The 16,465-nt window shown below is 44.2% G+C and carries 15 protein-coding genes and 1 riboswitch; of the genes, 11 read left to right on the top strand and 4 right to left on the bottom strand.

Features of this window, described 5'->3' with window-relative positions; translation table 11 throughout:
- Positions 1-35 precede the first annotated feature (35 nt).
- The 5 genes from AM506_RS11400 to qoxD all read left to right on the top strand — a co-directional run bounded on the left by AM506_RS11400 (position 36) and on the right by qoxD (position 5,826).
- On the top strand, positions 36-1,559 hold the full coding sequence (locus AM506_RS11400; RefSeq protein WP_060672609.1) for a multicopper oxidase family protein: 1,524 nt from the start codon (positions 36-38) through the stop codon (positions 1,557-1,559).
- A 359-nt stretch (positions 1,560-1,918) separates the two neighbouring features.
- On the top strand, positions 1,919-2,938 hold the full coding sequence (qoxA, locus tag AM506_RS11405) for a cytochrome aa3 quinol oxidase subunit II (protein WP_060672610.1): 1,020 nt from the start codon (positions 1,919-1,921) through the stop codon (positions 2,936-2,938).
- Positions 2,939-2,954: 16 nt separating this feature from the next.
- Positions 2,955-4,916, top strand: coding sequence for a cytochrome aa3 quinol oxidase subunit I (qoxB, locus tag AM506_RS11410; RefSeq protein WP_082386333.1), 1,962 nt, complete (start codon positions 2,955-2,957; stop codon positions 4,914-4,916).
- A gap of 2 nt (positions 4,917-4,918) precedes the next feature.
- Positions 4,919-5,530, top strand: a complete 612-nt coding sequence (gene qoxC, locus AM506_RS11415) for a cytochrome aa3 quinol oxidase subunit III (RefSeq protein ID WP_060672611.1) — start codon at positions 4,919-4,921, stop codon at positions 5,528-5,530.
- The gene (gene qoxD / locus AM506_RS11420; protein WP_060672612.1) at positions 5,530-5,826 is read left to right on the top strand and encodes a cytochrome aa3 quinol oxidase subunit IV; all 297 of its coding nucleotides are present in this window, start codon (positions 5,530-5,532) and stop codon (positions 5,824-5,826) included. The genes qoxC and qoxD overlap by 1 nt, the downstream gene beginning before the upstream one ends.
- Before the next feature lie 61 nt (positions 5,827-5,887).
- Here qoxD and AM506_RS11425 read toward each other — a convergent pair whose 3' ends face one another.
- Positions 5,888-6,256 carry a cytochrome-c oxidase gene (locus AM506_RS11425; RefSeq protein WP_060672613.1) on the bottom strand — a complete coding sequence of 123 codons (369 nt, stop codon included), beginning with the start codon at positions 6,254-6,256 and terminating at the stop codon, positions 5,888-5,890.
- 250 nt (positions 6,257-6,506) lie between these two features.
- On the opposite strand from AM506_RS11425, the gene aspA reads away from it, so the two are divergent.
- Together aspA and AM506_RS11435 are read left to right on the top strand one after the other, a co-directional pair.
- Complete coding sequence (aspA, locus tag AM506_RS11430) at positions 6,507-7,937, top strand: aspartate ammonia-lyase (RefSeq protein ID WP_060672614.1); 1,431 nt, start codon at positions 6,507-6,509, stop codon at positions 7,935-7,937.
- 330 nt (positions 7,938-8,267) lie between these two features.
- Positions 8,268-9,200 (top strand): helix-turn-helix domain-containing protein, encoded by a 933-nt coding sequence (locus AM506_RS11435; RefSeq protein WP_060672615.1) that lies wholly within the window; start codon positions 8,268-8,270, stop codon positions 9,198-9,200.
- Between the two features lie 42 nt (positions 9,201-9,242).
- Here the strand turns inward: AM506_RS11435 and AM506_RS11440 are convergent, their stop codons facing one another.
- Positions 9,243-10,628, bottom strand: a complete 1,386-nt coding sequence (locus AM506_RS11440; RefSeq protein ID WP_060672616.1) for a DUF2254 domain-containing protein — start codon at positions 10,626-10,628, stop codon at positions 9,243-9,245.
- A 248-nt stretch (positions 10,629-10,876) separates the two neighbouring features.
- A riboswitch (SAM riboswitch) is annotated at positions 10,877-10,987 on the top strand.
- A gap of 127 nt (positions 10,988-11,114) precedes the next feature.
- Here AM506_RS11440 and AM506_RS11445 point away from each other — a divergent pair.
- Positions 11,115-12,362 (top strand): homoserine dehydrogenase, encoded by a 1,248-nt coding sequence (locus AM506_RS11445; RefSeq protein WP_082386334.1) that lies wholly within the window; start codon positions 11,115-11,117, stop codon positions 12,360-12,362.
- A 44-nt stretch (positions 12,363-12,406) separates the two neighbouring features.
- The gene (locus tag AM506_RS11450) at positions 12,407-13,603 is read left to right on the top strand and encodes an aspartate kinase (RefSeq protein ID WP_060672617.1); all 1,197 of its coding nucleotides are present in this window, start codon (positions 12,407-12,409) and stop codon (positions 13,601-13,603) included.
- A 39-nt stretch (positions 13,604-13,642) separates the two neighbouring features.
- Here the strand turns inward: AM506_RS11450 and AM506_RS11455 are convergent, their stop codons facing one another.
- Together AM506_RS11455 and AM506_RS11460 are read right to left on the bottom strand one after the other, a co-directional pair.
- Positions 13,643-14,137 (bottom strand): L,D-transpeptidase family protein, encoded by a 495-nt coding sequence (locus tag AM506_RS11455; protein WP_060672618.1) that lies wholly within the window; start codon positions 14,135-14,137, stop codon positions 13,643-13,645.
- A 117-nt stretch (positions 14,138-14,254) separates the two neighbouring features.
- A complete protein-coding gene (locus AM506_RS11460) occupies positions 14,255-14,893 on the bottom strand; it encodes a spore coat protein (RefSeq protein ID WP_082386335.1) in 639 nt (212 codons plus the stop codon).
- Between the two features lie 140 nt (positions 14,894-15,033).
- Here AM506_RS11460 and AM506_RS11465 point away from each other — a divergent pair, with 140 nt between their 5' ends.
- The gene (locus AM506_RS11465; protein ID WP_060672619.1) at positions 15,034-15,663 is read left to right on the top strand and encodes a LysE family transporter; all 630 of its coding nucleotides are present in this window, start codon (positions 15,034-15,036) and stop codon (positions 15,661-15,663) included.
- 64 nt (positions 15,664-15,727) lie between these two features.
- Positions 15,728-16,465 (top strand): YqcI/YcgG family protein, encoded by a 738-nt coding sequence (locus AM506_RS11470; protein ID WP_060672620.1) that lies wholly within the window; start codon positions 15,728-15,730, stop codon positions 16,463-16,465.

A 16,465-nucleotide genomic window follows, 5' to 3' on the forward strand; every position in this document is an offset into this window, starting at 1 on the left:
CAGATTAGTACGACAAACGGTTAGGAGAGGCAGCGATGAATAGAAAAATTATTGGAAGCATACTCATTACTTTATTAGTGGCAATCGGGGTGATAGTATTTCTTCAATCACCCTGGTATAAAAGCGGGGAGAGGGCATTGCCTAAGGGGGTGAAGGACGGGGGGACGAGTATATTAGACGTTAGTGCACAAGAAAAAGGTGACCGCAATGTAAAAAAATTCGAATTAACGGCTCAGGATACGGAGTGGCAGATCAGTGAGGGAAAGAAAGTAGATGCTTGGACTTATAATGGTACGGTTCCTGGAAAATCTATTCGTGTAACGGAAGGTGATTTTGTACAAGTAAAGCTTAAGAACGAGCTTGATGTCCCCGTGACAATTCACTGGCACGGGGTTCTGCTGCCGAACAAAATGGATGGGATCCCAGGTTTGACTCAAGATGCTGTTCAGCCCGGGGAAAGCTTTACATACGAATTTATAGCAAATGATGCGGGTACGTATTGGTATCATTCCCATCAACAAAGCTCTGTACAGGTCGACAAGGGCTTATATGGATCGTTTATTGTAGAAGAAAAGGATAAAGAGTATAAGAGAGATGAAGTCTTCATGCTCGATGAGTGGGCAGTAGATCAAGAAAAAGAGGATATCTCCAATATGGGAGGGATGATGAAGGGAGCCATGTCCGGAGACGGTGAAGCGGATACGAAACAAATGTACGATACCTTTACCGTGAATGGAAAATCCGGAAATGCCATTGAGCCACTTACGATGGAAGCGGGTGAAAAAGCAAGGTTGAGATTCGTGAATGCCGGATACCAGGTTCATCGGTTGGTCTTTCCTGAGGGATCAATGAGGGTGATGGCGAATGATGCAGAAGGAGTGGTCTCTGAAGATCACAACACCAATGTTCTTGAAATTGCACCTGGTGAAAGAGTGGATGTGGAATTTAAGAAGCCCGATCAGGAGACGGTGTTCATTGGGCAGGAACAGAATGTAGAACACGCGGAAGACATGATGATACCAGTTGTGTCTAATGATAAACACTCCGATCAAAAAGCGTCACTTGCAAGGGGAGCAGGTGTGGCGAAAGGAATTTCATATGGAAGTGAAAACCTTATTTTTGACAAAAAGCCTGAACCCGATGTTACCTATGACATGGATTTAAGCATGGGCATGTCAATGGGGGAAGGTATGTCCTTTCAAATTAACGATGAAACCTTTCCTGATACACCACCTATTAGGGTGGAAGAAGGAGACATTGTAAAAGTCACCCTGAGAAATAAAGGCAGGATGAATCATCCTATGCACCTTCATGGTCACCGTTTCCAGGTGAACTCTAAAAATGGAAAAGAATTTAAAAAGCCGATTGTCAAAGACTTGATACATGTAAAGCCAGGTGAGGAATATGTCATCTATTTTAAAGCAGATAATGTGGGAGAATGGTTATTCCATTGCCATGATAACAATCATGCTGCCAGGGGAATGGTGACAATCGTTGATTATGAAGGAGTATATTCTCCGTTTGAGTTAGGTGGTAAAGAGGAGAATCAGCCTAACTGAAAAAATCATTCAGATATAAAACTTTCTTGAGGGGACAGATTTATTAGATTTGAACGTTTTTCTGACATAATAGTAAGCTGAAAAACTATTTGAAATCAACTCTCATTATCCGAATGATGATTATTAATATTCTAAATAATCAACCTATAAACCGCTCTCAACGTTATTCTCAGATAACTTTGAGAGCTATTTTTTTGTCCATTGAGCAATTCTTTCCAACATTGTTACCGTTCTGTGAATAAAATGCGTCGAAATTTCGAAAATCTGTTTAAAAATGAAGTTATGAAGGGTACCTGATTAGAGAATTTGATAGTATAGGTCTACGAGAGTAAATTCTACATAAAGGAAGGTGATTTCTTTTGTTTAATAAATTTAAACCGTATTTAATTGTCTTAATAAGTTTAATATCGTTATTTTTCATCATTATATTCAGTACGGATAGCGAGTTAATTGTCCTGGATCCCAAAGGGCCGGTCGGAGCCGTCCAAAAAGATCTGATCATGCTATCGATTTACTATATGATTGCCATTATGGTTGTCGTTCTTGGATTCTTCACGATTATATTATTCAAGTATCGAAGCAGTAAAAAAAATAGTGACTACAAACCGGATATGCATGGAAGTACTTTTCTGGAGATCATTTGGACTTTGATTCCCGTCCTGATCGTCATTGCATTATCGATTCCGAATACCAAAGCCTTGTATGATTTAAGGGGCGCACCGGAAGCGACTGCTCATAAGGATCCAATCGTCATCCATGCGACGGCTGTCGATTGGAAATGGATCTTCAGCTACCCTGAAGAAGGAATCGAAACCGTAAACTATGTCAATGTCCCTGAGGATCATCCGATTCTTTTTAAAGTAACCGCGGCAGACTCCATGGCTTCCTTCTGGGTACCGCAAATCGGCGGTCAGATCTATGGTATGCCTGGAATGGTCAATGACTTATACCTGCAGGCTGATGAACCCGGAACGTATGATGGAAGAAATTCCAACTTCACTGGTGAAGGTATGACGCACCAAACGTTTGATTTTGTTGCGATGAAACAAGACAAATATGAAGATTGGGTAGAAGATGCTCAAGACGAACCGAAATTGACGGAAGATACGTATGAAAAACTGATGCTTCCTGAGACGGTTGATAAGATGACTTTTTCATCTACTCATTTAGCATTCGTCGATCATGGTAAGAATTCGGAGTATGCCATGGCGATCCGCCAGAAGTACGGACTTGATACTACGGTGGATGGAGCAGATAAAGATGCTAAGTCGGTTCATGGCAATATGGATATGGAAGGCCACGAAGGCATGGACCATGACGATATGAAGAAAAAAGATGAAGATGACGACCATGAAGATCATGGCGGTCACGAGCACTAAGAGAGGAGGACTTTAAATGTTTGATTTTATCAAGGATAATCTTATCCTCAACGATCCGTTGATTCTGGGAGCCAACATTTCGATCGTTTTCACCGTAATCGGAATCGTTGCAGTCCTCACTTACTTCAAAAAGTGGAAATGGTTGTGGAACGACTGGATCACAAGCGTTGATCATAAAAAAATCGGGATTATGTATATCCTGGCTGCACTAGTCATGCTCTTCCGTGGAGGAGTCGATGCACTCTTGATGAGGGCACAGCTGACAGTGCCGGATAATTCATTTTTAACATCCGAGCATTACAATGAAATCTTTACGACTCATGGTACGATCATGATTCTGTTCATGGCGATGCCATTCTTACTTGGATTGATGAATGTGGTTGTTCCTTTGCAGATCGGTGCAAGGGACGTAGCCTTCCCATACTTGAATAACTTAAGTTTCTGGTCATTCATGTTCGGGGCAATCCTTTTCAATATGTCCTTCGTGTTCGGTGGATCACCAAATGCCGGCTGGACGAACTACGCACCACTTGCCATTGAAGGCAGTCCTGGACCGGGTATTAACTATTACCTGCTTGGCTTACAAATATCGGGAATCGGTACACTCTTGACGGGTATCAACTTTGTCGTCACCATCATCAAGATGCGTGCACCGGGCATGACGCTTCTTCGCATGCCGATGTTCACGTGGACGACGTTGATCACGGCTTTCATCATCGTATTTGCTTTCCCGATTTTGACTGTCACATTAGCTCTGATGACATTTGACCGTCTTTTCGGTTCCCACTTCTTCACGCTTACGAGTGGTGGTGACCCGATGCTATGGGCAAACCTTTTCTGGCTATGGGGACATCCGGAAGTATATATCGTTATATTACCGGCTTTCGGTATTTTCTCAGAAATCATTGCTACATTTGCAAGAAAAACACTATTTGGCTATAAATCTATGATTATCTCACTTGTTGCGATTTCTGGACTAAGCTTCGTCGTATGGGTCCATCACTTCTTTACAATGGGTGGAAGCGCAGCAGTGAACAGTGTGTTCTCGATTACAACGATGGCGATTGCCATTCCGACGGGGATCAAGATATTCAACTGGCTGGGTACGTTATTTAAAGGTAAGATTGAATTTACTGTACCGATGTTATGGTCTGTTGCGTTCATTCCGACATTCCTGATCGGTGGGGTGACAGGGGTTATGCTTGGGATGGCTGCGGCCGATTTCCAATATCACAATAACTACTTCCTGGTTGCTCACTTCCACTATACGTTGATTGCCGGTGTTGTATTTGCCTGCTTCGCGGGACTTACGTACTGGTATCCAAAGATGTTTGGTCACAAGATGAACGAACGGATCGGCAGATGGGCTTTCTGGTTCTTCTCCATCGGTTTCAATCTATGTTTCTTACCTCAGTTCGTATTAGGGTTCGCGGGTATGCCGAGACGTGTGTACACGTACGGACCTGAAGACGGCTGGACGGCATTGAATATGATCTCTTCTGTTGGAGCGTTCGGAATGGGAGTCGGATTCATGATTCTCGTTTACGGTATCTATTACAGCTTCCGTTTTGCCAAGAGAGAAACAACAGGTGACGCATGGGATGGACGTACCCTTGAATGGGCAACAAGCTCAGCGATTGCACCTCATTACAACTTTGCACATGTTCCTGAAGTGAAGAGTCATGATGCATTTTATGATATGAAGCAAGAAGGAAGAAAGATGATTCCTGATAACTTTGAATACAAACCGATTCACATGCCAAGTAATGCCGGGACACCTTTTATCATGTCCGCATTATTCTTCGCCGCAGGATTTGGTTTAGTGTTTGAATTGTTCTGGATGGCGATATTGGCACTAATCGGTATCTTCGGATGTATGGCGTATCGTTCATTAATGTCTCATAAGCATGATGAAGGATATTATGTCAGCGTAGAAGAAATTGAAAAAACGGAAAATCCGTATAAGAGGGAGGCGTGAGCATGGCACATAGTACAAATATAGATCCAAACACGCCGCTTGAATATCAGTCTGATATTGGTAAACTGAATATATTCGGATTCTGGGTTTTCCTGGGTGCGGAGATTGCCTTATTTGCCACTATTTTCGCAACGTTCTTCGCTCTGAAGGCCGGAACCATGGGTGGCCCGCTTCCAAGTGAAGTGTTTGATATGAAGAATACGATCATCATGACGCTGCTATTGTTAATCAGTAGTTTCACGTCTGGATTATCAATAAATGAATTAAGAAAAAGAAACGTCAAATCCATGATGGTCTGGTTGATCATCACATTACTGTTCGGATTAGGATTTCTATACTTGGAAATCACTGAATTTGTCCATTTGGTCCATGAAGGGGCAGCAATGACGACGAACTCATTCTGGTCATCCTTCTATTTACTGACCGGAACGCACGGTCTCCACGTATCGGTTGGGATTTTATGGATTACCCTCGTGATGTTCCAAGTGAAGAAACAGGGATTGAATCCTGATACCGCTAAAAAACTATTTGTATCCAGCTTGTATTGGCACTTTCTGGACTTTGTCTGGATCTTCGTGTTCACAAGCGTGTACTTATTAGGGATGGTGGGATAATGTCACAACATACGAATCATAGTGGACTGCCTTGGACTCAGATCATTGGATTTATCTTATCGATTGCCTTGACGTTCTTAGCTGTCTGGTTTGGACTTTATACGAATATGGCATATGAACTGATCGTAGCGATCGTGTTCGTCCTTGCCTTCATACAGGCTGCCATTCAGCTCTTCATGTTCATGCACGTAACGGAAGGTGAAGGCAAATGGCAGGTAGGTAAGATGATGTCGGCGGCATTTATCGCGATTGTCATCGTAGCCGGATCTGTCTGGGTATTGAGCAATATGCATTAAAATAGAAAAGAAGCTGTTGGGATCCCCCGACAGCTTCTTTCATTATATACCTTTAAGCTGATTATTCCGCTTTCAATTCCTTCAAGATATTGATGCCAAACAACAGAATACCAACCGTCGTCAGGACCCCGCCTGTTGCAATGACCGGAACGAGTGCTTCATTCCCAAGTACAAACAGGAATAATCCGATCATCATCAGTGGCAAACCGACATTATGAAGCCAGAAATGAGCTTTGGCCAATTTGGTGGTCGATACAGCAGGGAATAAGTGATAAATGAGACCTGCAAGCGTCAGTGCCGTCCAGCCCAATAAGTTAATATGAACATGAACCGGGGCCAGGGTGTAGTCATGGACCATGGACATATAGAGCCCGATACATACACCGATCATAAAGTAAACGACTGAAATTTTAATCAGTTTGATCCCCATTTTAATCATCCTCCTTTCACTGGTAATATATGAGTATTTTGACCCCTGTAGAACGTCTCTTACGGAGTTTGAAAAATAAAAGATGGACCATTCGTCTTCGAAAATGAGGAAAGCTCTTATCAGAAAATTGAAAGCGTTTTTTTGGAATTTTTGAAATTAATGGTTTTGACCTTAAAACGTTGCCTACTTCGACTCAAATTGATAGAATCATCAATTAGAGACAGCTAATCCGAATACGGGGAGTAGAGAAATGATAAACGTCACTAGTGGATTTAGAATAGAGAAAGATTTTCTTGGGGAAAAAGAAGTACCTGAAGATGTATACTATGGAATACAAACATTGAGGGCCGTGGAGAACTTCCCGGTCACAGGTTATAAAATTCATAAAGAGATGATCGATGCCCTCGCAGTCGTTAAGAAAGCGGCTGCACTGGCCAATATGGAAACCACCCGCCTTTATGACGGAATAGGTCAAGCCATCGTCCAGGCATCCGATGAAATCCTTGAAGGCAAGCTTCATGAATTCTTTATCGTCGATCCCATTCAAGGCGGGGCTGGTACATCCATCAACATGAATGCCAATGAGGTCATTGCCAACCGCGCACTTGAGCTCATGTCCCATCGAAAAGGTGAGTACGGGAAGGTAAGTCCGAACAGTCATGTGAATATGTCACAGTCAACCAATGATGTATTCCCGACAGTCATCCATATTTCCACACTGAAACTGCTAGAGAAGCTGCTGGATACAATGGAGCATATGCTAAACGCCTTTAGACAGAAAGCCCAGGAGTTCGATCCCGTCATTAAAATGGGTCGTACCCATCTGCAGGACGCTGTTCCCATTCGCCTTGGACAAGAGTTTGAGGCGTATAGCAGAGTAGTGGAACGGGATATCAAACGCATCGGGCGTACCCGTGATCATCTTTATGAAGTGAATATGGGAGCCACCGCGGTAGGAACCGGCTTGAATGCGGATCCTGTTTATATCAAGAGCGTCGTCAAACATCTGGCTGACATTAGCGGGTTGCCATTAACCGGGGCTGAACATCTGGTGGACGCCACACAAAACACCGATGCCTACACAGAAGTTTCGGCTGCATTGAAAGTATGTATGACGAACATGTCCAAAATCGCCAATGATCTTCGTTTGATGGCTTCAGGACCGCGTGCCGGGCTTGGTGAAATTTCACTGCCAGCAAGACAGCCTGGTTCTTCCATCATGCCGGGTAAAGTGAATCCGGTCATGCCGGAACTCATCAATCAGGTGGCCTTCCAGGTGATGGGGAATGATCAGACCATTTCACTGGCCTCAGAAGCCGGTCAGCTTGAGTTAAACGTGATGGAACCTGTGCTCGTATTCAATCTCCTTCAATCGATCAGCATCATGAACAATGCGTTCAGAAGCTTTACAGACAACTGCCTGATTGAGATTGAAGCGAATGAAACACGTATGAAAGAATATGTGGAAAACAGTGTAGGGATCATCACAGCGGTTAACCCTCACTTGGGATATGAAGTCGTATCGAGGATCGCGAGGGAAGCCATTCTAAAAGGGAAATCGGTAAGAGAGCTTTGCCTTGAATATGATGTTCTCACTGAAGAAGAGCTTGATCTGATCTTGAATCCATATGAAATGACGAATCCGGGGATTGCGGGTCGTTTGCTTTTTGATCGGGAATAAATGATATGGAAACGTTCCGTTATGAATTGACGGAACGTTTTTTTGTATAATACCTTTTTGCCTCCAGTTGGGATAATAAAACGGGTTGAAAGAACCGGGTGTTTGTTCCTTTGTTTGAAGAAATCGAGAATATTTTAACGTAATCCTTTGAATATCCAGAATTTTTATAGGTGTAAAGACCTTGGGGATCGTGACTGCTGTCTTTAGAAAACCCCAATTTCTCACTAATCATTTCTTAGTATAATAGGAGTAGAAAACGATATCACAATAATAATAAATATACGTTAGACCTGTTGTTGCTTTCTACTACGGCATCCTGGAGGTTAAGACATGAACATTGGGGAATGTATGAAATATTACCGAATCTATAAGGGCATGACCCAGAAACAAGTAGGGGATGGCATTTGTACCCCTGGACATATTAGTAAAATTGAAAGCGGTCACCTGCATGTGACGAAAGAAAAACTGGATCTCTTTAATCGAAGGCTCGGAATCAATATTGAAAATGAACGGAAGTCCTATGAGAAATTACAAATGGACCTGGGTATGTGGCACGATGCGATGATCAAGCAGATCAATGGAAAAGTGGAATTATTGAAAGAAACGATTGAGCAGAATCCCCTTGTGAAGATTGAAACACTGAACGGTACATATAAACTTCTCAAAGCCCGCTATCTGATGGGGAAGGGAGATGTTCAGGAAGCAGCTTTTCTATTAAACCAGTTTTCCAATAAACGTTTGTCCTATTATATGAGGGAGTATGACCATCACTTATACTATCACTTCAATGGGATGTTCGAGCTACTGAAGGGTGATGCAAGAGAAGCCATCATACTTTTACAAAAAATTGACGCAAAGATATATATAAATTTCGAATACCACTTCCACATGGCCCTGGCCCATCACCAATTGAATCAACATGAGTCGGCCATTCATCATAGTGAGGTTTCCCTACAACACTTTAAGGAAACGTTCAATTTCAACCGCTGCATCGATGCTGCTTTGATTCAACTGGTTTCGGAATCCAACATGGGGAAAAAGAATCTTGAAGACTTGGAAATCAAGCTTAAAGAATTGATACAGCATTGTGATAATTTGCATGATCATGGAAGAAAAGCGATCCTGTATAGGAACTTGGGGAATGTATATCGTGAAGTGAAGAATGAGAGAAAGGCAAAGGAAGCCTTTCAAATGGCGGAACGTCTTTCGGTGATTTCAAAAGCCCCAGGGGAAGGCACCACTATGGTCGAAACGTGGGTATAACGCACATAAAAAGCTTCATCCCGTAAAATGGGATGAAGCTTTTTATGTGTTTTCATTGGCGGATGGATAGAATTTATTTTCGATCTTCTTATACTCCTCAAGGTTCTTGGTGAGTCGTGCCAGCTTATGGACTTCCTGCAGGAGAAAGGTCTTATCCAATTCATAGATGACTTCTCTTTCAATATGGTCAATGGTATTGCAGGCAAATGACCAAATGTTCTGATGCTTGGATGGCTGAATGGATTCAGCAATAAGGGCAAGTGCACGCACAATGTCCGTGATGATCAAATGATTGTCTTTTGCATAGTGACGGATATAGCCAAACCCACGATACAGGTAGTAATCAAATGGTTCTGATTGAAGGATGACCCGGATTGTGCCTGCCTCATCGATTAGATAAGGGGTGAAGGATAGGTGATCCTCTATTGTCAGCATGAGGTCTGCCATCTGATCGATGGTATTAGACGCCGTTTTAGGGTCATCATTCCCGAGTGATTTGATGGCAACTTCGGCCAGCTTGTGAATGCCCATTTGCAAGTCTTGAATTTCAGTTTCTTTATGCCCCATTTCAATGAAATCAAGGTAGAAATTGGTTAAAATCTCCTTTGTGTCCGGTCCCCATATGCTCACGATTTCATTGCCGGCCAACACGTAATCCCCGACTTTGTAATGAAGTTCAATGACGAGATTCTCGGACTTTGCCCGTTGGATCATTCCTTGAAAATCGATTAATTGGATATACCCCGATCCCCTGGAACTCACGTGAATGATATTTTGTTTATACTGGTCCATCGTGTCACCATGTTCTGTTGTACGGTGGGTCTCCAAATCATTTTTAAGCGTCTGGTTGATCATCACTTCAGAAACCTGCTTCATATTGTACGTGATATTATGGACCTGCATCCATGTCGACGCATGATTAATGAAGAATATGAACGTGAGGGATGACAGGAACGCCAGTCCGATCGTCATGACCGGGGCAGCAACAAACATTTCCTTCTTTGAATTTCCGATAAAAAGGAAAAGGAGGAGCACATACACGAAACTCCCATTGAAAATGCCAAGGGCGTGCTGCGTTTGTTTATCTGAAATGAAATCCAAGAGCATCCTTGGTGAGAATTGTCCACTGAACATCGTCAGCACGACGAGCAGGGAGTTAAGTGTAAAAGCACTGAGTGTCAGGATGCCTCCTATAAGCGTACTCACCAGAATGCGGGTGACCGATGAATCCATACTTAACACATCAGGCGTGTACTGTGACACTTCCAGAGAGAGATCTAAATAAAGGGTAATGGCGACCATGAGCAAGGACAGGCATATGTAAATGAAGGGCATATACCAAATGGTGAGCCTGATTTCATGCATGCGCTGCCGTTTTGACATGAGCAAATATTTTCTGATGGATAAGGGGAGCATCTTTTTCAACATGATCGAACCGGTTCCTTTCTAGTAAATGGATATGGGTTAGTTTTCCCTCTCTAACATGGTTAAAACGTCCTTACTACAAAAAGATTAATAGAAACGGGAGTATTTTGGACTAAACCGATCGGAAATACCGCATCCTGATTCATTAGAAAGAATTTTTAAAAAATAACAAATATTCTATTGACGAAGGGGTGAATCCCCTATATAATCCAATTCATACTCAAATATCAAATGAAAACATAACGTTATATCTCTTATCAAGAGCGGCGGAGGGATAGGCCCGATGAAGCCCGGCAACCTGCAGGATCAGTCTGTAAAGGTGCCAATTCCTACAGATTCCATGTGGATCTGGAAGATAAGGGGAGGAGCATGATCAATTAGCCCTCTTCTTACAAGAAGAGGGCTTTTCTGTATACCCTCTTTCTTACCACCACGCCTTCAGACAGGAATCGTACGTGCAGGTAATACCGGAAAAAAGGAGGCTGAATGATGTCAGCGATAAATGTGGCGCTTCTGGGCTTTGGAACCGTTGGTCAAGGGGTCTGTGAAGCCATTGAAACTCATCAGGAAAGATTGAAAGAAGCACTCGGTAAAGAGGTAAAGGTAAGGGCCATCCTCATCAAGGATCCCTCTAAGCAAAGGGAAATCGATCCCTCCATCAGGGTTACGACCGATTTTAAAGACATTCTCGACATACCTGACCTTCATGTGATCTTTGAAGCGATAGTGGGAGAAGAACCGACTTATACGTATATAACACAAGCAATCGAGAAGGGGATTCACGTCATAACGGCTAATAAAGCCATGTTTGCAAAATACGGCCCCGAGCTTCTAAAGAAAGCTTCAAATAAAGGGGTGTCCCTTGGTTTCGAAGCGACTACAGCCGGGGGGATCCCGGTCATCGGCACCATCCGTCAGCTCCTGAAGGTAAATGAAATCACCAGCATTCAAGGCATATTGAATGGGACATCCAACTTCATTCTATCTCAAATGAGGAAACGGGGACTTTCTTTTGAAACTGCCCTAAAGCAGGCCCAAGAAAAGGGGTATGCCGAGGCGGATCCCACGAGCGACATAGAAGGATATGATGCGTTTTATAAGCTTCTGATTTTAAGTCAGACCGCCTTTGGCAGGCAGCCGGACTGGAAGGATATCAGGCGGAAAGGAATTACACATTTGACGGCGGAATGGCTGCAGGCTGCTGAGTCCTTCCGATTGCGATTTAAGCATATAGGATCACTTGAACGGGACGGATTCAATCGCATCAGGGGAGGGGTAGAACCGGTCCTTGTCCATGACACCCATCCGTTTTACGGGGTGGAGGATGTGGAAAACGCGATTTCCCTAAAGGGGAGTCTGGTAGGGAGAGTCACGCTGCTCGGTCCCGGAGCGGGGAAACATCCGACTGGAAGTGCCATGGTGGAGGATTTTCTCTCCCTGATAGAGGGGAAATACACCGTTGCTCCCGAAAAGACGGTGAGGAGCGAAGATACCCAAGAAGAAAGCATCAGGCAATGGGTCCTGCGGTTCAAGGAAAAAGAGGAGTATCAAAGCTGGATTACACCGTTCACCTTAAAGGACCGCATTCAGCTTGGAAATGACCTTTATGTCTTTGTCGAAGGAAGAAAAGAAGACCTCCAATCCCTTCTTCACTCACAAGAACACATTCAGGCTGTATCGATCTTAAACGAAATTCCTCTTGAAAATGAAGTGAAAGAAGGAATGGTTGTTTCATGACCGCTTTAGAAAAAGCGAAATCTGATAGAAAGTAGGGGGATCACTTGAGTATCATTGTTCAGAAATTTGGTGGGACCTCTGTAGGTTCTACGGATCGAATGAAGCGGGTGGCAGGATATATTGTGAAGGAAAAAGAAAAGGGGAATGACGTCGTGGTAGTCGTATCGGCGATGGCCAATACAACGGATACCCTTGTGAAACTGGCTGGGGAACTTTCTGATGATCCCGGTAAAAGAGAGATGGATATGCTCCTCGCAACAGGTGAACAGGTCACGATTTCCCTTCTGACGATGGCCCTTCAGCATAGAGGGATGAAAGCCGTGAGCTTGACAGGTCGGCAGGCGGGAATCCGGACCGATGCAGTGTTCGGTAATGCAAAGATCACTTCCATTGATACAGGGAGGATAAAAGAGGAATTATCCAACGGGCGAATCGTAGTGGTGGCCGGTTTTCAAGGTGTCACCGAAGAGGGGGAGCTCACCACTTTAGGCAGGGGCGGATCCGACACGTCGGCTGCTGCACTGGCTTCAGCCCTGAATGCGGATCGATGCGACATTTATACGGACGTTGACGGGGTGTACACTTCCGACCCGATGGTGGTTTCACGGGCTGCGAAAATCGACGGTCTCTCCTATACCGACATGCTCCGGTTTGCCACGATGGGAGCCAATGTCCTACATCCGAGAGCGATTAAACACGCGAAGGAACACGGAGTACCTTTGATCGTTCGTTCCAGTTTAAAAGAGGGGAGGGGAACCGTCATCAGCGGGAAAGTCCAAAGAAATGATGCCATCGTAGGTGTTGCCCTCCAGGAAGAGATTTCGGTCCTTACGATCCATGGCTGCGATGGAGGGGAATCATTGATCCTCTACGATCTTGATTCCCACCATATTGAAACAGAAAGGATCAAGCATCGGCAAGACCTGGCCTTGATCATAAAAGATCAGGATGTTCCCCTCGTAAAAAAAATCGTCAGTCAGTATAACCAGGCTTACTCCACTTTTGACATAAGGGAAGATTTATCGAAGGTATGTGTGATTGGAAGCATCCAGTCTTCAGGGGAAGTAAAAGAAAAGGTGACGAATGTATTTCATGATTACCATATAGGGAAAGTGTCCGAGTGGGAATCGTCAGTGGGCTTAAGCGCCATTGTCGATCGCTCGGATGTCGAAAAGGCCGCAAGAATCCTTCATATGCACTTTGGGTTGGATTATATTGAATCCAAAAGGGCGATTTTATAAAGGGAAGAAGTGTATAGTCGGCTCTATACACTTCTTTCTTTATGGGGTGATGGATACCGGAGTCCCGACCGGTACGATACTTGAGAGCTCTTCCACGTCTTTGTTATTCATCCTGATACACCCTTTGGATACCGCATTCCCTATGGAGGCAGGGTTATTGGTTCCGTGGATCCCATAGCTCTCTTTGGATAAACTCATCCACATCGTGCCAAAGGGTCCCCCTGGATTCGGTGCTTTATTGATGATGATGAATTCCCCGATGGGCGTTTCGAACAGGACCCTACCTACGGCAATGGGGTATTCTTTCACTTGGACCCCATCTTTAAATAATCGGAGGGTCCGGTTGTTAACAGACACTAGAATATTGTAGGGATTTCCCGTTGTATCGGGGATTCCGGGGATGTTGATCGTCTGGCCCGGGTATAGTTGATTCGGGTCGATACCGGGATTAGCGTTCAGGATGTCAGCCAGGGGGGTCCTGAAATCCCTTGATATCTGATTAAGAGTTTCTCCAGTCTTTACAGTGTGGATCAAGGGTACCAAACCTCCTTTTTTCACATTCTTATCATTCTATTCTATGTAGGAGGGGAAAAGTGGTTCAATGAGCTTACATCAAAAAAGCCCGCATCCATGAAGATGCGGGCTAACAGATCATTGAGGCAGGTTTTGCTGCGGGACAGTCGTATAGCTCTGAAGCATGAGCGTCATATCTTGTCCATTCAGTTGTGGAACCTGATAATACCCGTGCTTATTTTGGTAAAGGAAAATTTCATAACTCATTTCAATGAAATTCGGTACACTGTCTGCAACAACACGGCGCAACACGGGATTTGTCATCTCGAGAGCCGTCATCGCAAGGAGTGTGGCCAGGGATTTCGTCTGTCCCAGCATATAAGCGGATAAGCCTTTATCGGAAAGCTCCTGCACGGATTGATTCGGTTTTTTCGGTGCTCCGGGTTTGATCCCATAAGTCGTCGTATGGTTTTGGGTCATTTGGTATTGTTGTGTCGGCACTACAGGGTCTTGGCCCGTCGAGAAGCTTCCTACAATGGTATTGTACATGGTCGTCACGAAGTCGGTCTGGCGCTTGACCATATCTTTCAATTCCGGGTCCTGAATGTGCTGATCATACATTTGATATTGGTCGAGCATGCTGATGATCCCAGCGATGACTTCATGGGCATCAAAGAGCTCGTGACCCCCATGGTCCTGACTTTGGGTGTTCATCATATTCGGTGGCATTTGAGCGCCGGGTTGCGGCATCCCATTGGATTGACCTTGGTTATTCATACATATTCCTCCTCAAATGGTTTCGATGATTAGAATAACCCCTTAAATTAAAATTATGTATGACTCCAGGGGGAATGGTTTAATACTTCCCGGCCTGTCCGAATACAATAGGGAGAAGTCAATTTGAAGGTGGTACGGATATGAGTATATTTATTAGCTATATCGTATTAGGGTTATCCCTGTCTGCACCTATGGGACCGATCAATGCCGCCCAATTGGACAAGGGTATCCGATTCGGTTTCTTCCATGCCTGGCTTGTTGGAATCGGGGGGATGCTGGCAGACGGCATCTTTATGCTTTTTATATATTTTGGATTGGCTCAATTCATTGATACACCATCAATAAAACTATGCTTATGGATCTTTGGTTTTATTATATTGACGTACACGGGGGTTGAAAGCATCCAAAAGTCCGGAACCCTCACATCTTCCTCACCCCAATCGCAGAATGAGTCGAAAGGAAAAGCGTTCCGGACTGGTTTCTTTATGGCGATTTCGAATCCTTTAAGCATTTTATTCTGGCTTGGAATCTATGGATCGATCCTCGCACAGACGTCCAGATCATATGAGTCCTCCCAGCTTTTCTTGTATAGTCTGGGAATATTCCTGGGGATCACCATTTGGGATGTGACGATGGCGTTTGTTGCGACGGGGGCAAGGAAACTGGTGAGTCCACTCATCCTGAGGACCATTTCCATCCTATCGGGAATCGTTCTGATGGGGTTCGGCATTTATTTCGGCGTAGAGGCCTGTCGCATAGTGTTTGGTTAGACAGACACCCAATGGGCGCCCTCCTAATAGGATAGATGTGTAATCTTTAGGAGGGATCGGCTACATGATATATTCAAAAGGTTGGATCGACCAACATTTGGGAGAGCTTACTTCCTGGCAGCAATCTGCCTATACACATTTCTCGGAAGTGATGAGTGATGAAGAGCACCCATACCCGTGCGTACCGGGTAAACAAGGATTTCAAACAGATACATTACGCTTCGGTTTTGCAGAAGATCCGAGAAAGGATGAAGCGACGGATATGCTCGTCTCTTTATTAAAAGAATACGGAGGAATTTCAAGGGATACAGGGAAGTATGCATCTCTCGTCGTGTTTTTTCAATCAGAGGAAATCGAGGGTTCCGTCGAAACGTATCAACACATTTTCTGGGACTTATTGAATCGGGTACACAAGCTGGATGATAAGCCTTGGCCGGATGGTATCGGAAAGGATCCCCATGACCACACATGGGAGTTTTGTTTTGACGGGGAACCTTATTTTGCGTTCTGCGCGACTCCCGCCCATATCGTCCGAAAGAGTCGACACTTTCCCTATTTTCTCCTCGCCTTCCAGCCCCGTTGGGTATTTGATGAAATCAATTCTTCCACGACATTCGGTCAGAAATTAAAGAAAGTCATTCGAAAACGGCTCGTTGAATATGACGGTGTCGATCCTCATCCCAGCCTAAAATGGTACGGACAGGAAGACAACTATGAGTGGAAGCAGTATTATCTCAGCGATGATGATTCTTCCATGAGTAAATGCCCTTTTTCACATATGCATAAGAAAATTAAGAGTTAA

Origin of the sequence: Rossellomorea vietnamensis, from assembly GCF_001305855.1 — a bacterium.
GTDB lineage: Bacteria > Bacillota > Bacilli > Bacillales > Bacillaceae_B > Rossellomorea > Rossellomorea vietnamensis_A.